We start from the raw sequence: 22,133 nt of genomic DNA on the forward strand, positions 1-22,133 counted from the left end.
TTAAAATATGACTCATTCTTGCGAGCTAAATAACTTATCTACTTTGTTTCTTCTCTGTTGTAGAAGTATTTGCCAATCGTATCAGTTGCTCATTTTATTTTATGTAATTTGTATTAGTTGATATATAAATGATTGCAATCTATCCTCTACAGACTTTTTTAAATGAAGCTATGGGAAATATGAAAACTCATATCGTAACAGTATTTCTATTTTTTCAGCTTTTTAGTGCTAATTTGCATGCTCAAGTATCATCCGAGACTACGCAAGTTCTATTAATTAATTCTATAAATCAAGATATGCCATGGCAGAAAAGTGTTGAGGTTGGATTACGTGCAGAATTAACTAGACAAGCTTTTGACTTTGATCTATTTGTTGAAAATATGGATGTTGGTCGCTTTGATGAAGTACAGCAAAAAAAAGTGATGAAACTGTATTTACAGCAAAAGTATCAGAACAGAAAAATTGATATCATTGTTACTCAATCGGTATCAGCTGCAGCGTTATTGACTGAATTTTATGGTTTTTTCCCAGATGTACCAAAAATATATCTAGAGCCAGGCGCTAATTTTACAGTACCTGAGAGTATCAATACGGTTACAATAAATGCTAAATTAGACTACAAGCAGGCAACTCAAGATGCAGTTAATTTAATAAACCCAAAAGAGCTCATTGTTATTTTAGATACGACGAATGACATGGGGCGTAATTTTTATCAAAATCTTCTTCCGGTTATTGGTAATGATTTTCCTCATTTGAGGATAGAAAAATGGTTTGATGTGCCAACCGAGACCTTAATAAATAAAATAAATAATGCCCCATCTGATGCCATTGTATTGTTTACTCCTATTTTTCGAAAGTATAGGGGGAAGCAGTTAAGTCCTTTTCAGTTTGTAAAATTACTAACAAGTGATAACCAAGCTCCTATTTTTAGTTATTGGCATGCGTTATTAGGTTCTGGTATTGTTGGCGGGTACTTATTATCGGGCGAAACCATTGGTAATCGCATCGCAGAATCAATCATTTTTTTTAAGGAAAATAAAAGCTTAAAACCGATTGATGATGAAAAACTCAGTGCGCACTATTATGATTGGAGACAATTAAAAAAGTTTAAAATAGATCCTCAACGTTTACCCCAAGGGTCGATGCTTTCCTATTACGAACCTACCTATTTTGAAGAAAACAAAATGCTTATTTATAGCGCAATTATTATTATATTAACGCTAAGTAGTTTTTTAATGTTTTTTTTAATTTTGAATAGCAAACGCGTACAGCTGTTAAAAGAGTTAGATAGCGAAAAATTAAAACTAGAATTTCGTGTTGAGCAACGAACCAAAGAGTTATTAACAGCAAAAGATGAAGCGGAGCATTTAGCTTTGGTTAAATCAGAGTTTTTGGCTAATATGAGTCATGAGATAAGAACCCCAATGAATGGAGTTATAGGCCTCACCAATATTTTACTTGAAAGTGAATTGCCACTAAAACAAAGGCAGTACCTAGATAAAATTAAATACTCTTCGGATCAATTGTTAATCGTGATAAACGATATCTTAGACTTTTCTAAAATTGAATCAGGAAATACTAATCTCGAAGAATTTCCTTTTTCGGTTAACGCTGTTGTAGATTACATAAAAACAACGTTTGAAAACCAAGCTCAGGACAAGGGCATTAAATTTATAGTTAATGTAGCGTCAAATGTTCCACCTGATTTAGTCGGAGATGTTGTTCGCATTAATCAAGTGCTATTAAATTTATGCTCTAATGCAATAAAGTTTACTTCACACGGGAAGGTGTCTGTTTGCATTCATGCAGAGCAAATACTGAACGATGATGAATCAATATTAATACACTTTATTGTTAAAGATTCAGGCATTGGTATCGCACCTCAAAACGTATCTCACTTATTTGATGCATTTACGCAAGAAGATAGCTCTACTACCCGAAACTTTGGCGGCACAGGATTAGGTTTAACAATAAGTAGACGTTTGTGTAAGTTAATGGAAGGCGATATTTCTGTCGTAAGTACGCAACATTTAGGCAGTGAATTTACCGCATCAGTAAAAGTAAAAGTTAATAAGAAAATTGTTATTGCAGATTCTTTCAATTCAATTCAAACCAGTATTTTAGATTCAAAAAATTCAGCTAATCACCCATCTTTAATTGGTTTAAAGGTGTTAGTAGCCGAAGATAACGAGATTAACAAATTAGTTATTACCGCAATGTTGGAGAAAAAAGGTGTGGTAATTCATTTAGTCGATAATGGGTTTGAATGTATTCAAGCCCATAAATCTCAACAATTCGACTTGATATTAATGGATATCCATATGCCAATTATGGATGGTATTGAAGCGAGTAAAATGATACGAAATGACAGCGATAAAACGATTGCCAATATTCCAATCATCGCTTTAACAGCTAATGTTATGGAAAATGATATTGCATACTATTTATCCGTTGGCATGAATGCACATGTGGCCAAGCCGACCAAAGCATCTGAGCTGTATCGTATTATTGAGCAGTGTTTAAAAAGCAACTCAGATTATTTCGATAAAACACAGTAATTAAAGAGATTTAAGGAATCTAAAAATATATATAGTCGTTTAATTTTGTTGACTTCAATTTAATATAAATTAAGTGTTTATGTCTTATTTTGTGATATTAAAATAGATCAAATTAGGCCCATAAATGCTGAGCATATGATAGCCGTAGCTGGCTAACGAAAAATAAATTTAAGTACATTATGGTTCAATGTGTTAGTAAATTATTTAGTCACGATTCAGGTTAAATATACTGTTTGCCTGGCGGGATTATTGATCAATGCTCTATTTAGTAGATCTATAGAGAGTCAGTGGAATGATAATTATTGCTTTAGATCGCTTAAATTCATAATTCCTCGTTTATATAGAGCTTTTTTAAAATTAGTAATGAACATTTAAACTTGCTTTATTGACTTGTGCTAATGGGGATCTTGAACAACACTTTAGTTATTAATTTAACGAGTGGGCAAGCTATGCAAAAGGAAAGGTTCTGGATTTTTAATCAATTTAAAGTCATCTATTTTGCCCTGCTTGCATTAATAATTTTGGGTTTTAATTTTATTTTGAATGATGCATTACATGAAAAAATACATCACTCAGGCCAGCTATTAGTTAAACAAGTTTTTGAACTTGAAATAGCCCCTTCTTCAAATAATAAGATACTTGCAGCCCTCGTAAAAAATGAAGGGTTTATGCTTAAGCCGAATTCATCTCTTACGCACTTTGGTCATATTATAAAGTTAGAGCGAGAGGTCTATAACTATAAAACGCTGAGCTTAAATCTATACCACCCTCCTGTATGGATAATAGAAAGCTATTTATTTATATTGCTTAACTTGGTTATGTTTGGAGCTGCTAGCTGGTTTTATCGTTGGTGGAACACGTTACATGTCAACAATATTTCACGTTCGAAAAACTTACTCGCCAGCACAACTCCATCAGTTAAAGAGCACAATACACAGGTTGTTAAAGTATTAAAAAATTTCGAATTAAGCTCGCTGTACACAACAGCACCTGTATGTCACAGCTTGTTTGTATTGGTTCAATGTAATTGCCATTTTGATAACAATATTGATAAAGAAGCCAGCTTTGAAGTGTTAATGGTGAAAAACTTTTCTGAATTGAGTGGTGTTTCAGTAAGGTTATTAAATTGCGGTAACTTAGCGATTACATTATCAGAGGTTCCTTTTTCAGAACTTGAACGATATGTACAACACTTACATAAAAGTATTTTTTTAGCATGCAGAAACTATCAAAAAAATATCACCAGAAAAGACATTAAAGTCGGTGCATGTGATTATCGGCTTAGAGCTGATCAAGCAACTGTTTATCAGCTTGCAAAAGCTGCTTTAGTTTTATCCCAACGTAGCTTGTTAAAGCATTGTCATCGATTACCTCTAAATCAAAGCCAAACACGAGTACTTTCTAGTAAACAAGTTATCGATAATATTAAAAAGAATAAGTTTATACTTTTTTTTCAGCCTCTATTCGAACTCTCAAGTGGCGATATTTTACAACATGAAGTATTGCTTAGAGTTAGGCACAGTAAGCATGGTTTGATTGCTGCTCGCTATTTTATCGATCAAACGTATAGCCGCCAAGATACTTTAATATTAGATAAAGGTGTTTTAATTCAAGTTAAAAAATTACTATTAGCAGAGCCTTCGCAATTAACCGTAAGTGTTAATTTATGTTCTGACAGCTGGATAAACAAAAAGTTTTGGAGCTGGTTTAGCGTTCAAATTAATGATTTTAAACTGAGTAGTAAGTTACAATTTGAAATAAGTGAAGTCGAGTTTTTTAATCATCATGAGGCTTTAAAGGACGTATTTATAATAATGAAAAAAGGAGGCTCTCGAATTATCATCGATAATGTAAAGTGTAGTGAAAATTTAATGAAGTTAGCTGACCACCAAGAGGTGTGTGGGTTAAAGTTATCGTATGAGTTAGTACATCTAGTGGATGAAAAAACACAAAACCAAAATCAAATAAAAACAATTATAAGTATAAGTAATACATTAAACTTACCTGTGTTTGCGGTGGGTGTTGAAACTCAAAAAGAGCTATTAATGCTAACAAAATTAGGGGTAGCAGGGGCTCAAGGGTTTTATTTTTCAGAGCCGTTAGAGGAACTCACTCAGGCCGTATTTCATTAAATCAGATCTCTATACCTTAACCCGTTTAAACCTTGCATTCCTCCTGTATGTATCGCCATAATTTTACTACCTGTAGGGAAAAAATCTTTTTCAATTAATTGCCAAAGTGCATACATCATTTTACCACTATAAATTGGCTCCAAAGGAAGTTGATGTTCATCACTCATTTTTTGACAGAACTGCCATAGTTCGGGTGTGAACTTACCATACCCTCCATCGTGAAAATCAGTGAGTAGTTGCCAATTATTTTGCTTATCGGCTTTATTACTTAATTTACCTACCTCTTTTTTTAAGTAATCTGCTTGTTTTAATACAGCAACCCCTATTATTTGGGTGGTTTCTTCACTGCCTTCAATTAGACCCGCTAATGTACCGCCACTACCTGTAGGACAAATTAGGTAGTCATGCTTAGGAAGGCTTTTTGCTAACTCAGCACAGCCCAATAGAGCAAAAGAGTTAGTACCACCTTCAGGAAGTATATAGGCATTAGGAAAGCGAGCTTGAAGTGACTTTAAGTAATCATCATCGTTTCGTCGTCGGTATTCAATACGATTAACAACGTGCAGCTTCATTCCGCATTGCTTTGCAAATTCAAGTGTGGGGTTATTACTGTCGAGCTCAGGGCCTCGTATAATTGCGTGCGTAGTTAAACCAAATTCTTTTCCGGCAGCAGCACAAGCATGAATATGATTTGAAAAGGCGCCTCCGAAAGTCAGTAATTCAGTTTTTCCAAGTTTCTGCATATTGGCTAGGTTATATTTTAATTTACGCCATTTATTACCACTTATTAATGGGTGTATTAAGTCATCTCGTTGAATACTCACAGAGATATTTTTGTTTTTTAGAAGCTGAGAGTCTATTTTTTGAATATAATTATTTTCTTTTATTTTTAATTGCTTAGACATTTTATCTTCTGTTTTTGTTTAGTGCATTGATAATAAATATATGATTAATCCGCAGCCTACTTAGGGTTAATCTATTATTTTAGAGTGCTACATTGTATTTTTAAAGGTGCACCATAGGCAAGTAATCTACACATGTAGCGTATCAATACATGGATGTAGAAATATCTTAGTTTATGCTTGGGCAATTAAGCATTAAAAACCTTATCGTGATTTTTATAAAGGTATATGAACGTTGGATAATAGATTTAAATATCATCATAGCTCTATGTTTTAAGGTCCAAGGTCTATTTTCCTTTCGGGGTTGAATTTTCAGCAGCAGATTTGGTTTTTAGGCAAGGCAGAGTCTATGTTATGTGGTTATACCAACCGCTTATATAGGGTTTATTTAACGATAATAAAATAGCGCATAAAACTATTCGATAAGCAGCATAAATGCCAACTGCGTTGTCCTTTGGGATCGTCTTAGGGGCAATTTATTTTTTATTTATTCTTACATGGACGTAAGTCATTAGAGTAACGCAGAAGCAGTTACTAAGCCTACGAGGTTACAAATTTCGCGCCGCGATTAAATAGCCCCTAGATAGAACAAGTTTGATTCTTAAAAGATCAACAGGCTCTGGTAAGTCCCTTACCTAGAGTTCAGGTTAGGTCGCGTTATTTATAAAGTCATATTTTTAAATGCAATACAAAAGTCTTGTTAATACTGAAAGGACGGGAAGTGAACTTGTGGCTATTTTATAATTTTGCCGCTTAAAGGGAAATGATCGGGTTATTTACTGGCGTGGTACACGTGAATAGTTGTAAACTCAGATAATAATTGAACAAAGCTTGTATTTTGTGCTGCAAGTACATAGCATAAGGCTTTAATTATAAAAAATAATAACGACCAAATAATTGCCGCTTTTTGGGACTGGAATATATGCGAATTACTCCTTTATCTCTGTTAATTTCAGCTAGTTTGTTAGCTAGTAGTGCATTTGCACAAGATACAGCAACTGTAACTGGAATTGAGTCAGAAATTAGTATTAAACAAACAGAATACGATAGCTCGACAAGAATACTTGATAAACATCTTAAAGAAGAAAATCAGTTACAAACTCAACTGGAGTTACTTCGTTCTCGTTCAACTGAATTAGATAAAGAAAAAAACCAAGCACTTGACGCAATGAACGAAATGTATCGTCGCTTAATTGACGATCCTACGTTAGATATCAGTACAACTCAGTCGCGTTATCAAAAAGCGGTGGTTGATCACAAGCAAAATAAAGACGATATTTCTATGCAGTTGGCGGCAATTGCATCCCACCGTAAAGACATTGAACAGATCCGTGTTGCTAAGCATACGTTACTAAACACCTTAGAGAGTTTAAAAGAGCAACTAACAACAGCGCGAGTTGAACGTTTACGTAATGAGTTTACGCGTGAGGGTACGCTAGAAGTTAATCATACAATTAACTGTAAACGCACCGAAACACTTGCAGCTTGTGAACAACGCGGCCAACAAATGGGCTTACAAAAAGCAACAAAACGTTTTGTAGACCAAATTTTTGCCAACTTAACGGAAGAGCGCTTAGTAGAGCCAAAACGTAATATGGCGGGCGCTCAAGTACAAATTTTAAGTAGTCATGTAGTGAGCAGCGCCTTTAGTGGGCAAGGTAATTACAACGTTAATTTAAGCGTCACAATGCGTGGTGAAGTCAACAGCAGTCGTTTATGTAACTTACTAAGTGTTGATAACCATTATTGTTCTGAGTATGGGACACCACTTACCGCTGTGTATCAGCCAGCTTATGGCACTACTTTTTCAGATAGTCAGTTAACATTCAGTAATAGCGCGGATAATAGCGCAACAGTTCAGGTATCTCGTTTAGATGAGCCGTCAGTAAGTAATTACACAATGAAACCTGTTGCTAGCAATAATCGTGTTATTACCACAAATGATAACAATAAACAGGTAGAGTTAACGCTTCGCTCTAATGTGTACGACGACGAAGTTTTTATTGATGGTGTTAGTTTTGGTTCCACTCGTTTAGTAACTAGTTTACCGCGTGGAGTTCATAATGTAGAAGTGCGTAAGTTGGGTTACAAACCCTACCAAGCACGTGTAGATTTAAATAAAGCACAGACTATTCATGTAAATTTAGTAAAAAAGCCTGAGTCGATTGCTGCACCGACATACACTCGTGAGCAAACAGAAGTGACTACCCGTCAGGTTAATGAAAATATAAATGTATTAAATGAAAATGTTCAGACCGCTGTTGTTGTTATTCCAGCAGGCAAGTTTAAAATGGGCGATATTAACGGCAATGGTTTAGCGAATGAGCGTCCGGTTGTTGAAAAAGTGATCGCCAATTCATTTACGATGCAAAGTCGAGAAGTGACCGTTGGAGCCTACGAAAAATTTGTAGCAAATACCGGTTACAAAACACAAGCAGAGCAAAATAAAGGGTGCGCATATTATTTAAATGGCGAACCAGTATGGGAAGCAAACTTAAATTGGCGCAACCCAGGATTTGATCAAAATAGTAACTTTCCTGCTGTATGCTTAACCTATAACGATGCTAAAGCGTATGCAGAATGGTTATCAGGTCAAACCGGGCAGCAATTTCGTTTACCTAATGAAGTTGAATGGGAATATGCTGCACGAGCCGGTACTGAAACCGAATACCCTTGGGGTAACGAAATTGGTAAAGGTTTAGCTAACTGTGGTTGGTGTGGTAGTGAATGGTCAAATAAGCGCGCTGCACCAGTTGGTTCTTTTTCACCGAATGCATTTGGACTATACGATACCGTAGGTAATGTATGGGAATGGACCAATAAAGAATCAGGTGAATCTGATATTGCAGTAAGAGGTGGGGCGTGGAATTTTGCACCAAGTCTTGCTCGTGCTTCAACGCGCTTAATTTTAGCACCTGATTTTAGATCTAATTACATTGGTTTTCGTCTAGTACGTGAACGATAAAATTTAAGAAGGAAGCTTAGCTTCCTTTTTTTCACAAATTTACAAAGGCAGCTGCGCTTTATATTGCTCACATAACTAAGCATGTTAAAGTAAGGCAGCTAACATAAGAACGTATTTCAAAGGTCATCCAGCCTCATGTTTAAAAAACTCCGTGGTATTTTTTCTAACGATCTATCGATCGACTTGGGTACAGCCAATACCCTAATTTATGTAAAAGAAGAAGGTATTGTATTAAACGAACCTTCAGTTGTTGCTATTCGCCAAGAGCGTGCTGGTGGACCTAAAAGTGTAGCCTCAGTAGGAACTGAAGCAAAGCAAATGTTAGGTCGTACGCCTGGTAATATTAAAGCAATTCGTCCAATGAAAGATGGTGTAATTGCTGACTTTTATGTAACAGAAAAAATGTTACAGCACTTTATCAAGCAAGTGCACAACAATAACTTTATGCGCCCAAGCCCACGTGTACTAATTTGTGTACCGTGTGGTGCTACTCAAGTAGAAAAACGTGCAATACGTGAATCTGCTATGGGTGCCGGTGCTCGTGAAGTTTACTTAATTGAAGAGCCAATGGCAGCCGCGATTGGCGCAGGCTTACCAGTATCAGAAGCAACCGGTTCTATGGTTGTTGATATTGGTGGCGGTACAACTGAAGTTGCTATTATTTCACTTAACGGTGTTGTTTACTCATCATCTGTACGTATTGGTGGCGATAAGTTCGACGAAGCGATTATTAACTATGTGCGCCGTAACTTTGGTAGCTTAATTGGTGAAGCAACAGCTGAGAACATTAAGCATCAAATTGGCTCTGCGTTTAAAACTGACGAGCCAATCGAAATTGAAGTACGTGGCCGTAACCTTGCAGAAGGTGTTCCGCGTTCATTTACACTTAACTCACACGAAATCTTAGAAGCGCTACAAGAGCCATTAATGGGTATTGTAAGTGCAGTTATGGTTGCACTAGAACAGTCTCCACCAGAGCTTGCGTCAGATATTTCTGCGCACGGAATGGTATTGACTGGCGGCGGTGCATTGCTAAAAGATTTAGACCGTTTATTGATGGAAGAGACGGGTATTCCGGTTGTTGTTGCCGATGATCCACTTACATGTGTTGCACGTGGCGGTGGTAAAGCGCTGGAAATGATCGATGTTCATGGTGGTGATGTTTTTAGTTACGATTAATGAAATTAATGTTTGGACGAGCCGTCTCCTTACAACTGCGACTTTTTGTCGCAGTGTTTTTGAGTATCGTACTCATAATTGGTGATAGATACACACAAGGTGGTACGGTTGTTCGTACTAGCCTCAATACCCTCGTTAGCCCGTTAATTTATGTTGCTAATTTACCATACGAACTTTTTAGTTTTAGTGCCAAAAGCCTGCATACACGGGATCAACTTCTTACTGAAAACGAAGCGCTTAAAAAAAAGCAAATGTTACAAAGTGAGCAACTTCAGCAATATCAATTCTTAGCCAGAGAAAATCAAAAACTACGTGCCTTACTTGGCTCATCGGCAAAGCAGTCTAATCGTAAAATTATTGCGCAAGTGCTTTCAGTTCATTCAAATCCATATAGTCACCAAGTGGTAATTAATCGTGGTACAACCGATGAACTCAGTGAGGGGCAAGCCGTTATTGATGAAATGGGAGTGGTAGGGCAACTTACTAAAGTAGGATCGACGACATCACGGGTATTGCTAATGACAGACACCACGCATGCTACGCCGGTACGTATTTTACGTAATGATGTGCGCACCGTGGTCGAAGGCATTGGTAAAATTAATGTCGTTAAACTCTCGCATGTGCCACATAGCTTAGATGTGCGTATTGGCGATGTACTCGTTACGTCAGGTTTAGGCGGCACATTCCCAGAAGGCTACCCCGTGGCTGTTGTAACTGAAATTAACCGAGATGAAGGTCAGCCATTTGCTCAAGTATATGCCGAGCCAATTGCTCAGCTAGATCGTATTCGTTTATTAGTTATTTTGTGGCGCAATAAGCAGGAGCGTCTAAATAATGATTAGCCGTTATTCATTGTTAATAGGGTTGAGCATATTTTTTTCCTTAGTTATGGCGTTAATGCCATTACCTTTTTCGTTTGAACCATTTCGCCCTGATTGGGTATTACTTGTTTTGATGTATTGGTCACTTGCATTACCGCATCGTTTAAATATTGCTACAGCATGGGTGGTTGGCTTATTAATTGATTTAGCTTCTGGTTCGCCACTTGGTGTGAATTCACTGACTTATTCGATTTGTATTTTTGTAACTGCAAGCAATTTCCAAAAAATTCGTAATTTTTCGCTTTGGCAGCAAAGCTTATTAATTGGTTTGTTTTTAACGCTTTATCATTTAATGCAGTTTTGGTTAAATCACTTTTTACTCGGTGTTTATTTTAATCCACAATATTTATGGCCAGTGCTTACCGGTATGGTGAGTTGGTTTTGGGTATTTTCATTACTTCGTAAGTACCGCAGACATTTTAGGATCAGGTAAATGACTACCTCAGTGTATTTGGCATCAGCCTCTCCCCGCCGTAAAGAATTACTAAATCAGTTAGGCATCGAGTTTTCGCAATTTAGTGTTGATGCAGACGAAAGCCAGTTGCCTAATGAGCAGCCGCATAATTATGTAGAGCGTTTAGCGCGTTTAAAGGCAAGCTTAGGTGTTGAGCTTGGCTATACCGACCGACCGGTGCTTGGTAGTGATACAGTGGTTGTTATTGATAACGAGTCTTTATGTAAGCCTCGTGATGAAGCTGACTTTACGCAAACATTAAAGCGCTTATCAGGTAACACACATCAAGTGTTAACGGCTATCGCATTTGCTAGTAAAGATAAAATACTTAGTTGCGTAGTAAGTACTGACGTTACGTTTAAAACCCTCACCGATGAAGAAATAAAAGCATATTGGCTAAGTGGTGAACCACAAGATAAAGCCGGTGGCTATGGAATACAAGGTTTAGGCGGTCGCTTTGTTACTCATATTTCGGGTAGCTATTTTTGTGTTGTAGGCTTACCTTTATATGAGACCGAACAATTATTACAAGCATTCTTAAGAAGGTAACATGAGTACAGAATTACTGATCAATGTCACACCAAGCGAAAGCCGTGTTGCCTTAATAGAAAACGGTGTATTACAAGAAATTCAACTTGAGCGTATTGGCAACCTCGGTATTGTTGGTAATATTTACTTAGGGAAAATAAGTCGTGTATTACCAGGAATGCAAGCTGCTTTTGTTGATATAGGCCTTGAAAAAGCGGCCTTTTTGCATGCGTCAGATATCGTAAACAGCGCATCAATTGTAGAAGGCGTTGACGACACTCCGATAAAAAAAGTACAAGATATTCGTGAGTTAGTTCGCCAAGGTCAATACATTATGGTGCAAGTGGTTAAAGATCCGCTTGGTACTAAAGGTGCAAGACTCACCACAGATATAACAATTCCTTCTCGTTATTTAGTATTTATGCCCGATGCTACTCATGTAGGAGTTAGCCAACGCATCGAAACCGAAGAAGAGCGTGCACGCCTTAAAAAAATAGTTGCGGAATATGGCGATGAAAATGGCAGTTTTATTGTGCGTACAGCAGCCGAAGGGGCAATCGAAGCTGAGCTAAGGCACGACGCTGAATTTTTAAGAAAGTTATGGGAAAAAATAGTATCTCGCAGAAAAAAAACAAGTAAAGCGAGCATCTTACATGAAGACTTAACACTTGCGTTCAGAACGCTTCGTGATTATGTAGGTGAAGACATGGAGCGTATTCGTGTCGATTCAAAATTGACTTATCAAGAGCTTAAGTTATTTACTGATGAGTTTGTACCACAGCTTTCTAAAGTACTTGAGTATTATCCAGGTGAGCGCCCAATATTTGATTTGTTTGATGTCGAAAATGAAATTCAAAAAGCCTTACATCGTAAAGTAACGTTAAAATCGGGCGGTTATATCATTATTGATCAAACCGAAGCGATGACCACGGTTGATGTAAACACTGGAGCTTTTGTTGGCCATCGTAATTTAGAAGAAACTATTTTTAATACCAATGTAGAAGCTACTTCGGCTATCGCCCGTCAACTCAGACTACGTAATTTAGGCGGCATTATTATTATCGATTTTATTGATATGGTAAGCGAAGACCACAAACGCCGCGTATTACATTCGCTTGAATCTGCGTTATCGAAAGATTGCACCAAAACGAATATAAATGGTCTTTCTGCACTCGGTTTAGTGGAAATGACCCGTAAGCGTACGCGCGAAAGTCTAGAACATATTTTATGTGATGTATGTCCTGCATGTTCAGGTCGTGGTTCGCAAAAAACAGTTGAAACAGTGTGCTATGAAATATTACGCGAGATAGTGCGCGTTAATCGTGCTTACGCAGCCGATAAATTTATGGTATACGCTGCCCCAGCAGTGAGTGAATCTTTACTTAATGACGAATATCATAACCTAGCGGAACTTGAGCTTTTTATTGGTAAGCAAGTACATATTCAAACCGAGAGTTTATACAGCCAAGAACAGTTTGATGTGGTAATGATGTAATGAAAGCAAAAGCGGTCTGTTTTTTTTGTTTTAGAAAGTTATGGCAAACCTGCGCCATAATTTTGGTATTACTGGCCGTTATTGTTTCTATTTTAAAATATACACTTCCTTATGCTAATGACTATAAAGGCGATATTGAAACTTACTTACACAGTAAATTTGATGTCAGCCTTTCAATTGGTTCTATTTCAGCAAGTTGGCAGGGTAGTGGCCCCGCTTTGGTTCTTGAAGATTTATCCTTTAAAGATAATGAAACGGCTCCTATTTCTCTTACCATCGCAAAAACCAGTTTAGAGCTTAATTTGTGGGAAAGCTTAAAAACGCTACAGTTAAAATCTAATTATTTTGTTATTAGTGGCTTTCACACCAGCGTTAATGTGGGCAACTTATTTAATGGCAATGAGCAAGGTGAAGTTTCTTTTGAACAAAAAGAACTCATTGAAGGTCTTTTTTTAGGTGAAACTGGGCATTTTGCAATTGAGAATTCAAGCGTCAACTTCATACTTGAAGATGGTAAAGAGCGTAAAGTAATGCTTAAAAATATTACTTGGCAAAATGAAGATAAAAAACACCTCGGCAGTGGTAGCTTGGCATTGCCTGGTATCTCAGTTGGTAATTTTGATGCGCGCATTGCTTTATCGGGTAAGACCTTGGAAAAGGTGATTGGTGATATGTATGTGCAAGCAAATAAAGTAGATGTATCTAACTGGTTAGCGCAATATATAACAAGTGAAAAGCAGCAATTACACAGTGATATAAATTTACAAGCTTGGTTTAAGCTCGAAAAAGGGCTATTTAGCGATATAAAAGTGCAATGGTTACCAAGCTTTGTGCGTTGGCAGTATGAAGAAAAAAATCAACAAGTTAGTTTAAGCGAAGGGGGATTTCATTTATACCCAGAGCAAAATGGCTGGCGCTTAAAAAGTACAGGTTTAACATTTGCTAGTAACAGCAAGGCTTGGCCAAGTTTAGAGTTTGAAGCAAAGCTAGATGCGCAAAACAAAGTATGGTTACAGCAAGTTGATTTAGAACTACTAAATAATTTAGCTGGATTAACTAATTTTAATGGTTTAGCCCCTTTTTTAGAGCGTGAACCAAGTGGTTTGATTAAACAAGCATATTTAAATTTTGAAAGCGTTGAGCAGTGGCAGCTATGGTTTGAGGCTGACAATATTGGTTGGCAAGAACTCGATTCAGTACCGGCTGCTCAAGGGTTAAGAGTAAGTGGTCTTGTAAATCAAGCAAGCGGACGTATTAGCTTATTTGGCGAAAATGGCACGCTTGTTACTGGCGAAAACTTTAGTAATGATATCCAATATAATCAAATTAATATCGATTTAGATTTAGTAAATCGAAAAGAAGGTTGGCACATCAGTAGTGATGAAATTTGGTTTGATAATAATGAAATAACACTTGCTGCTGAAATGCAGCTGGGCCTCGGGGATACGCCTCGTTTAGATTTATATGCAGAAGCATTTGCACCAGATGCCAGTATTGCAGGGCATTACTTCCCGCTAAAAGCAATGAGCCCTGAGCTCGTTAGCTATTTAAATGGTGCAATTAAAGGCGGAGAAGTATCTAAAGCACAGGTCTTATTTGCAGGGCCTTTGTCTGGTTTCCCATTTACTGATGGTAGTGGTCAGTTTGATGTATTAGCACAAATAGACAATGCAACCTATGAGTTTGACCTTGATTGGCCTGCGGTCACTAATGCTAATGTGCAGCTACATTTTGCTAATGAGCGGATGGACATATATAGCCAGCAAGGCAAGTTGGTTAATTTAGATATTGGTCATAGTGTACAGGTGAGCATTGCAGATTTAATGAATGCTGATGAACTTATTGTGCAAATTGATAAAAAAGCAGAGATGGAAAAGTTACATGATTTTTTTGCAGCGACACCTATTGCCAAACCTCTTGCTGAAATTTTTAAAGTCGTACAGGGCAAAGGCGAAGCCGATGCCAGTATTGAGCTTTTAGTAGGCTCTAAGTTTAAAGGCGGAGCCAGTGTTAGCGGCAAAGTTAATTTAAATGACTTGCCAGTATTTATAGCAACGCCAGGCATTGAGCTTAAAAACTTAACTGGCGAGCTTAATTTTACAAACGACAATATTACACTTAAAAATGCGACTGCGAAGTGGTTGGGTATGCCGCTAAATATTAATTACAGCAGTAAAAGTGATGCTAAAAATTACCAAGCAAACATAGATATAAACGCCAAAATTGACGCCGATACACTAATTGATAGTGGGCAAGGTATATTAAAAAATTATTTAAGTGGGCAAAGCGATGTTGATATTGGTTTAGTACTTAATTTTACCGAACAAGGCTTTAATTACCGTGCACAGGTAAACTCAGAACTACTTGGCTTAACGAGTAACTTACCCGCACCTTATAATAAAAATAGCGAACAAGCGTGGGCACTTGATGCAGTAGTTCAAGGTGATGATATTTCTAATCTCATTACAGCAAACGCTAATCAACAGTTTTACTTTAATGCTATTTTAGAAAATGGGAAATCACAGTTTAGTAATGCCCATTTTGTGATCGGAAAACAAGATTTAGGATTAAACCAAAAAGACTTAAGCGTAAATATAAATCTTGAGCAGAGTGAACTAGTGCCTTGGTTTGATCTGATTGATCAAATAATTAAAGCAGGTAAAGCAAATCCAGATAAAGAATCAAAAGGGATTATGCCACCGCTTAATGAGGTGGTCGCAAATGTAGGTATGCTTGATGCGAGTAACATCATCTTTAATGATTTTGAAATGCGTTTAGCACCATCAAAAGACGATCTATACCTAAAGCTAAATGCTAAAGAACTTAGAGCTGGAGTTTTTATTCCTACATCACAGCCTAGCCAGCCCATACGAATTAATGCCGATTACTTAAGGCTTAATTTTGCACCGCACAATGAGCAAGTACTTGAAATAACAGATGTGCTTCCTGAGGAAGACTTGAGCTGGCTTACTAAAATACCTGCCATTGAGTTTGAATGTAGTGATTGCAAAATTGACCGCTATCAGCTTGATAAAGTGAGTGCGTCATTATTAGGTGATGGTGAGCGCTTATCAATATTAGAACTTGTAATCGATAAAGGAGATCATGTACTGCGCACTAAAGGGCAGTGGCAAAATGGCTTAACAACGCTAAATGGCGAGCTTAAAAGTGATGACATAGGCGCACTGTTTGGCGAGTTTGATATAACCTCTGCAATTAAGGATTCTAAAGCTGATCTAAATTATGATCTTACTTGGCAAGCTGCACCTTATGATTTTGATGTGAAAACTTTAAGTGGTCAAATTGAGTGGGATTTAGGCGAAGGTCATTTAACTGAAATCAGCGATGGTGGTGCACGCGTATTTTCGTTACTGAGTCTTGATTCATTAGTACGTAAGCTAAAACTTGATTTTAGAGATGTATTTTCAAAGGGCTTTTTTTATAACAGCATGCAAGGCTCTATGCAGTTAGAAAACGGTATCGCTTACACTAAAGATACTAAAATGGACGGTGTGCCTGCCGATTTAACAATTAAAGGCTACGCAAACTTAAATACGCTAGATATAGATTACGACCTTGCTGTAGCGCCACAAGTAACCTCAAGCATTCCGGTTATAGTGGCATGGATGGTTAATCCAGTAACAGGGCTTGCTGCGTTAGCACTTGATAAAGTTATTCATTCTGCGCGCGTCATCTCAGAGATCAATTTTAAAGTAACGGGTAAAATGAACGATCCTATTGTTCAAGAACTCGACAGAAAAAGTCGTGAAGTTACGCTACCTCAAGCTGCGCAAAATCAGCCACAAGCATCAGTCGATTTAAAACTTAAAGATGCGCAAGTAACAGTAGCGCAATGAACAAAACAGCAAGCATAAGCACACCCACAATAGTTGCTCTACAAATGTGCTCAGGGCTAAACCCTGATGACAACATAGCAAGCTTAAAGCGCGCACTTAAAACTCTGCCAGCAACAAGGCCATTACTTGTTTGCTTGCCAGAAGCTTTTTTAGTGTTTAGTAAAACTGGTAACGATACTTTACTTGTTGCTAAGCAAGTTGAGCAATACAAATTACAACTTAGTGAATTGTGCCAACACCATAATATTTGGTTAAATGCAGGCACAATGCCTGAGCCATTTAACGAACATAAGTATTACGCAGCATCGCACTTATATAATAATCAAGGCGAGCTTGTTGCAACGTACAACAAAATACATTTATTTGATGTAAACGTAGATGATAAAACAGGTAGCTATCGAGAATCAGATTTTACCCAAGCAGGTAGCGATGTGGTGGTGGTTGAGTCTCCATTTGGTAAAATAGGTTTAACAGTATGTTATGATCTGCGCTTTAGTGGCTTGTTCAATGATCTAGTTCGCCAAGGCGCGGAGATTATTTTAGTCCCGAGTGCATTTACAGTTGTTACAGGGCAAGCACACTGGCAACCGCTATTAGCAGCTCGCGCAATAGAAACACAATGCTATGTAGTTGCAGCGGCTCAACACGGTACACATGAAAATGGCCGACAAACATATGGCCACAGTATTATTATTTCGCCTTGGGGCAATACCCTGAGTGAATTGCCAACAGGCACCGGTTTTATAAGCTGCCACGCAGATTTAGACCAGTTACAAAAAATTAGACGAGATATGCCCGTGCAATCTCATCAACGATTTAGAGAGCATTTATTATGAATTCGGTTGAACAGCATTTACTACACGACAGCCTGCTAAATAGAGAAGAACTCGAAAAAACGCTCGCTTACATACATCAGCATAAAGTGGATTACGCTGACTTATATTTTCAATCAAGCCACCACGAATCGTGGGTGCTTGAAGACGGCTTAGTTAAAGAAGGTTCTTATAACGTTGAACGTGGTGTTGGTGTACGTGCTGTAAGCGGCGAAAAAACAGGTTTTTCTTACTCTGATGCAATAAACCTTGAAGCGCTAAATAAAGCGGCAACAGCAGCGCGTAGCATTGCCGATGCTGGCGAAGATAGAGCAATTAAAGTATTTAGCGATGTTAAAGCTAAAGAGCAGTTTGCACCGCATCAACCAATTTCGAGTATGAGCGATACCGACAAGGTTAATTTATTACGCGAACTTGAAAACTACATTCGTGAATTAGCACCCGATGCAGAGCAAGTAATTAGCTCAATGTCTGCGGTATACGAAGAAGTATTAATCGCGGCAAGTGATGGCACGTTTGCTACCGATATTCGCCCACTTATTCGCTTAAACTGTTCAGTACTGCTTGAAAAAAATGGTCGCCGTGAACGCGGCGGCGCAGGCGGTGGTGCACGTTTAGATTATGGCTATTTTAAAGAACTTGTTGATGGTAAACCGCGTTGGATGGAGTTTGCAGAAGAAGCTGTACGCCAAGCTAAAGTAAATCTTGAAGCTATTGATGCACCTGCAGGCACGATGGAAGTTGTACTTGGTAATGGTTGGCCTGGCGTGCTTTTACACGAAGCGGTAGGGCACGGCCTTGAAGGCGACTTTAACCGCAAAGGCGCGTCTGCGTTTAGTGGTAAAGTGGGCCAAAAAGTAGCATCTGAGCTGTGTACTGTTGTTGATGATGGCACAATGGCTGACCGTCGAGGTTCACTTAACGTAGATGACGAAGGTACACCAGCGGCTTACAACGTGCTAATCGAAAACGGTATTTTAAAAGGCTATATGCAAGATAAGCTAAACGCGCGTTTAATGGGTGTAAATCCTACCGGAAACGCACGTCGTGAGTCGTATGCACATTTACCAATGCCTCGCATGACTAATACCTACATGTTAGGTGGTGAGCACAGCCAAGCCGATATTATCAGTAGTGTTAAAAAAGGGGTATTCGCGCCTAACTTTGGCGGCGGACAAGTTGATATAACCTCAGGTAAGTTTGTATTTAGCGCATCAGAAGCGTATTTAATCGAAAACGGTAAAATTACTCAGCCAATTAAAGGCGCAACGCTTATTGGTAATGGCCCAGAAGTAATGCAGCAAATATCTATGGTTGGTAACGACTTAGCACTTGATAAAGGTGTGGGTGTGTGTGGTAAAGATGGTCAAAGCGTACCGGTAGGTGTGGGCCAACCAAGCCTTAAAATTGATCAGTTAACGGTCGGTGGTACAGCTTAAATATTACTCAAGCGCGAAGTGAATTCGCACCTACGTGCTTGATGTTTATTGTAGGTGAGGTTTTACACCTCGCTTTTTAAATATACGCTCACGTAATAGATCACGAAATAAATTCGCACCTACGATTTGCATTCTTACTTTGGGTAGGTGAGGTTTTATACCTCGCTTTTTAAATATAGGCTCAGAAATAGAGCGCGAAATAAATTCGCACCTACAATTTGCATTCTTACTTTGGGTAGGTGAGGTTTTACACCTCGCTTTTTAAATATACGCTCACGTAATAGAGCGCGAAATAAATTCGCACCTACAATTTGCATGCTTACTCTGTGTAGGTGAGGTTTTACACCTCGCTTTTTAAATATACGCTCACGTAATAGATCACGAAATAAATTCGCACCTACAATTTGCCTACTTAGTCTGGGTAGGTGAGGTTTTACACCTCGCTTTTTAAATATACACTCAGAAATAGAGCGCGAAATAAATTCGCACCTACGATTTGTATTTTTACTCTGTGTAGGTGAGGTTTTACACCTCGCTTTTTAAATATAGGCTCAGAAATAGAGCGCGAAATAAATTCGCACCTACAATTTGTATTCTTACTTTGGGTAGGTGAGGTTTTACACCTCGCTTTTTAAATATACGCTCACGTAATAGATCACGAAATAAATTCGCACCTACAATTTGCCTGCTTAGTCTGGGTAGGTGAGGTTTTACACCTCGCTTTTTAAATATACGCTCACGTAATAGAGCGCGAAATAAATTCGCACCTACGATTTGTATTTTTACTCTGTGTAGGTGAGGTTTATACTTCTCCCTCATCCCCTTTAGTTTTTTCAGTCTCTTTATACCATAACGCAAAAAAGCACTCTGTTAATTTGTGCTCTATCTCAAGCGCTTTTTCTGTAGGACAAAACAAGGTAAAGCTTGCTTTAAACTCACCTAAATCGGTTGTACCAAAGTGAATTACAGGCTCTGGACCAGATATTTTTGCATCAAGTTTACGCTCAATCATCGAATTATAGCGGCTTGCTACTTCTTGAAACTCTTCGCAGTACAGCTTAGCCTGTTCAGTTAATGTGTCGTGAATAGGGTACGGGTTAAAGCTCTCTCTTCGGACAATAATAAAATGATGTGTAACAAAGCGTTTTACAAAGTTTAAGTTTTTAATCGAGCTGGTAATCAGCTTATTATTTGGTATATATATGGTTTTTCTCGAAAATTGATAAGTATGTATATCAATTTCATGCATGGTTGTTTTTATCCAATCGGTTTCAGCAACTTCACCAAAGTAATCACCAACTTGTATCCAATCACCCACTCTAAATGGGCGTGTTGTTACTAGGTAAAAAAAGCCTATTACACACTGAATAAATTCACGCGTTGCAAGTACAATCGCCACAGCAAAGGCGGCAATAGAAAGTGCAAAGTTTTGAATCTCTGTAGACCACACAAAGAGAAGTGATATCACCATTACAAAGTTAATAAAGTGCTTAATATTATGCGCGATGTAGCGAATATCTTTTTCTTTTTTCTCGGCGCGACTTTTTGCTAACTTATCGACAAGTATCTTAAGCACAAATGCAATTGTTAACATTATTAGTGAGAGAAGAAACGGATGCAGTAATATATCTTTAGTCATAAATTCCTAATGGTTATAACTTTATTAGAGTGTAGTGCTGTATTGAGTAGTGCACGAATATAGTCGCTAATTTAACATTATTATTAATAAAAAACCCCTAGATAATCTAATATCTAGGGGTTTTTTAAACTACTAAATTGTAAACCTATCGCATCGTAACTGTGTACCGTTACATGTAAATTCTGGAAGTTTTCTGTAAAGCCTTTAATAACAAAGCATCTGTTGGTTTTCCAGAAAAACGGAAAATATTTGATTTTTTTCGATGAAGTCTCATATAACGGCAGTATTTTCCAGACTTTTGTTATTCAGCCAGTCGTGCTTAGATGAGTTTCAAGTTAGTATATTGGTTAGCGGGTAGTTGGTAGAGCGTTTCGAAAAGTAACTCTGTTTATACATCGGAGCTAAATCTTATTTATTTCAATACTTAATGTTGAATTTAAGCTAGTTTTACATGGGTCAACCTTAGAAAAACATTTTTTTAATCTGATTTTATATTTCTTGCTTTGTGTAATTCCCCAAGCGGGTATTAATTCATTTGCGATTTTTTGATTTAATCGCTGTAACCCCGCTCCTTCCAGTTTATTACTTAGACGAATAACTTTCGCTAACTGTTCAGTGCAACGTGAGTCAGTAATATTCTCCGCCTGTAACATTAATCTTAAAAGCTCACCCAATACTTCTGCTGAGAACCTAACTGGGATTGGCCATATCCTTCCATCTTTTTCCACTAATTTTGTTTTTTTATCAACGGCAGCCTCTAGCCATGAAATACATTTGTTGAAGATCGCATCAATTAGATAGTCGTAGCGCGTTGACAGGTTATCAGACTGATTAGCAGTAGATGATGGCTGATATTTCTTAATTATATGGTCAAGTAAAGTATAGTAATATCTAAGCCACATGTGATCAGGGTAGTTGGTGAAGATTGCCCTCTGTACCATTATGTCAAAAAAATGCAGTGTAATATAAATAGGGCATACCCAACGCTCTTCGTCTTCATATGACCAGTGATAGGGCTGGTTATAGTGATTTTTATCACCGCCTGTTTGTTTGGAAATATATTTAGCGGCGCTGTCTCCAATAGGTTTCCAAATTTGTTGCGTTTCAGCAAGCTTTAAATCTTGCAGATAAAAGGATAAAAGTGGATTAGTCGGTGGGATGTCATAGCCCGTGAACATACTAATTTGCTGTGTATGTAGTGGTCAACTAATTTTGGCCACAGTTTTAGAATCTTGATATCTAACCTCAGATTCATTTGGTGCTAAACCGGC

14 protein-coding genes are annotated in these 22,133 nt (G+C 37.7%); 11 read left to right on the top strand and 3 right to left on the bottom strand.

Annotated features, from left to right (window positions below; translation table 11 throughout):
• Positions 1–179 precede the first annotated feature (179 nt).
• Together NRL14_RS12625 and NRL14_RS12630 are read left to right on the top strand one after the other, a co-directional pair.
• Complete coding sequence (locus NRL14_RS12625; protein WP_306724798.1) at positions 180–2,558, top strand: ATP-binding protein; 2,379 nt, start codon at positions 180–182, stop codon at positions 2,556–2,558.
• Between the two features lie 449 nt (positions 2,559–3,007).
• The gene (locus NRL14_RS12630; RefSeq protein ID WP_373462531.1) at positions 3,008–4,690 is read left to right on the top strand and encodes an EAL domain-containing protein; all 1,683 of its coding nucleotides are present in this window, start codon (positions 3,008–3,010) and stop codon (positions 4,688–4,690) included.
• Here NRL14_RS12630 and NRL14_RS12635 read toward each other — a convergent pair.
• A complete protein-coding gene (locus NRL14_RS12635; RefSeq protein ID WP_008137339.1) occupies positions 4,687–5,595 on the bottom strand; it encodes a 1-aminocyclopropane-1-carboxylate deaminase/D-cysteine desulfhydrase in 909 nt (302 codons plus the stop codon). The two genes, NRL14_RS12630 and NRL14_RS12635, sit on opposite strands and share 4 nt — an antisense overlap.
• 919 nt (positions 5,596–6,514) lie before the next feature.
• Between NRL14_RS12635 and NRL14_RS12640 the strand changes: the two genes are divergently transcribed.
• The 9 genes from NRL14_RS12640 to tldD all read left to right on the top strand — a co-directional run bounded on the left by NRL14_RS12640 (position 6,515) and on the right by tldD (position 19,223).
• The gene (locus NRL14_RS12640; RefSeq protein WP_033040854.1) at positions 6,515–8,557 is read left to right on the top strand and encodes a formylglycine-generating enzyme family protein; all 2,043 of its coding nucleotides are present in this window, start codon (positions 6,515–6,517) and stop codon (positions 8,555–8,557) included.
• Between the two features lie 135 nt (positions 8,558–8,692).
• Entirely contained in the window at positions 8,693–9,736 is a 1,044-nt protein-coding gene (locus tag NRL14_RS12645; RefSeq protein ID WP_002958401.1) for a rod shape-determining protein, read from the top strand.
• Positions 9,736–10,578, top strand: coding sequence for a rod shape-determining protein MreC (gene mreC, locus NRL14_RS12650; protein WP_188085246.1), 843 nt, complete (start codon positions 9,736–9,738; stop codon positions 10,576–10,578). The genes NRL14_RS12645 and mreC overlap by 1 nt, the downstream gene beginning before the upstream one ends.
• Positions 10,571–11,050: a rod shape-determining protein MreD gene (gene mreD / locus NRL14_RS12655; RefSeq protein WP_306724799.1), complete on the top strand. Its 480-nt coding sequence runs from the start codon at positions 10,571–10,573 to the stop codon at positions 11,048–11,050. The genes mreC and mreD overlap by 8 nt, the downstream gene beginning before the upstream one ends.
• On the top strand, positions 11,051–11,620 hold the full coding sequence (locus NRL14_RS12660) for a nucleoside triphosphate pyrophosphatase (RefSeq protein WP_008137331.1): 570 nt from the start codon (positions 11,051–11,053) through the stop codon (positions 11,618–11,620).
• 1 nt (position 11,621) lies between these two features.
• Positions 11,622–13,094 (top strand): ribonuclease G, encoded by a 1,473-nt coding sequence (gene rng / locus NRL14_RS12665; protein WP_007378601.1) that lies wholly within the window; start codon positions 11,622–11,624, stop codon positions 13,092–13,094.
• Complete coding sequence (locus NRL14_RS12670; protein WP_306724800.1) at positions 13,094–16,951, top strand: YhdP family protein; 3,858 nt, start codon at positions 13,094–13,096, stop codon at positions 16,949–16,951. Before rng ends, NRL14_RS12670 begins: the two co-directional genes overlap by 1 nt.
• Positions 16,948–17,787: a carbon-nitrogen hydrolase family protein gene (locus NRL14_RS12675; RefSeq protein WP_149605697.1), complete on the top strand. Its 840-nt coding sequence runs from the start codon at positions 16,948–16,950 to the stop codon at positions 17,785–17,787. The genes NRL14_RS12670 and NRL14_RS12675 overlap by 4 nt, the downstream gene beginning before the upstream one ends.
• Positions 17,784–19,223: a metalloprotease TldD gene (gene tldD / locus NRL14_RS12680; protein WP_007378598.1), complete on the top strand. Its 1,440-nt coding sequence runs from the start codon at positions 17,784–17,786 to the stop codon at positions 19,221–19,223. The genes NRL14_RS12675 and tldD overlap by 4 nt, the downstream gene beginning before the upstream one ends.
• Positions 19,224–20,025: 802 nt before the next feature.
• On the opposite strand, the gene NRL14_RS12685 is transcribed toward tldD, so the two are convergent.
• On the bottom strand, positions 20,026–20,862 hold the full coding sequence (locus NRL14_RS12685) for a mechanosensitive ion channel family protein (protein ID WP_149605699.1): 837 nt from the start codon (positions 20,860–20,862) through the stop codon (positions 20,026–20,028).
• A gap of 401 nt (positions 20,863–21,263) precedes the next feature.
• Entirely contained in the window at positions 21,264–22,040 is a 777-nt protein-coding gene (locus tag NRL14_RS12690; RefSeq protein WP_306724801.1) for a hypothetical protein, read from the bottom strand.
• Positions 22,041–22,133: the final 93 nt, after the last annotated feature.

It is taken from the genome of Pseudoalteromonas sp. 20-92, from assembly GCF_030847595.1.
In the GTDB taxonomy this organism is placed as follows: Bacteria; Pseudomonadota; Gammaproteobacteria; order Enterobacterales; family Alteromonadaceae; genus Pseudoalteromonas; species Pseudoalteromonas fuliginea.

Coding starts and splice junctions, on each gene's coding strand:
- NRL14_RS12630 (WP_373462531.1), top strand. CDS start 3,008: ATGCAAAAGGAAAGGTTCTGGATTTTTAATCAATTTAAAGTCATCTAT.
- NRL14_RS12675 (WP_149605697.1), top strand. CDS start 16,948: ATGAACAAAACAGCAAGCATAAGCACACCCACAATAGTTGCTCTACAA.
- mreC (WP_188085246.1), top strand. CDS start 9,736: ATGAAATTAATGTTTGGACGAGCCGTCTCCTTACAACTGCGACTTTTT.
- mreD (WP_306724799.1), top strand. CDS start 10,571: ATGATTAGCCGTTATTCATTGTTAATAGGGTTGAGCATATTTTTTTCC.
- NRL14_RS12660 (WP_008137331.1), top strand. CDS start 11,051: ATGACTACCTCAGTGTATTTGGCATCAGCCTCTCCCCGCCGTAAAGAA.
- NRL14_RS12640 (WP_033040854.1), top strand. CDS start 6,515: ATGCGAATTACTCCTTTATCTCTGTTAATTTCAGCTAGTTTGTTAGCT.
- tldD (WP_007378598.1), top strand. CDS start 17,784: ATGAATTCGGTTGAACAGCATTTACTACACGACAGCCTGCTAAATAGA.
- NRL14_RS12685 (WP_149605699.1), bottom strand. CDS start 20,862: ATGACTAAAGATATATTACTGCATCCGTTTCTTCTCTCACTAATAATG.
- NRL14_RS12670 (WP_306724800.1), top strand. CDS start 13,094: ATGAAAGCAAAAGCGGTCTGTTTTTTTTGTTTTAGAAAGTTATGGCAA.
- NRL14_RS12690 (WP_306724801.1), bottom strand. CDS start 22,040: ATGTTCACGGGCTATGACATCCCACCGACTAATCCACTTTTATCCTTT.
- rng (WP_007378601.1), top strand. CDS start 11,622: ATGAGTACAGAATTACTGATCAATGTCACACCAAGCGAAAGCCGTGTT.
- NRL14_RS12625 (WP_306724798.1), top strand. CDS start 180: ATGAAAACTCATATCGTAACAGTATTTCTATTTTTTCAGCTTTTTAGT.
- NRL14_RS12645 (WP_002958401.1), top strand. CDS start 8,693: ATGTTTAAAAAACTCCGTGGTATTTTTTCTAACGATCTATCGATCGAC.
- NRL14_RS12635 (WP_008137339.1), bottom strand. CDS start 5,595: ATGTCTAAGCAATTAAAAATAAAAGAAAATAATTATATTCAAAAAATA.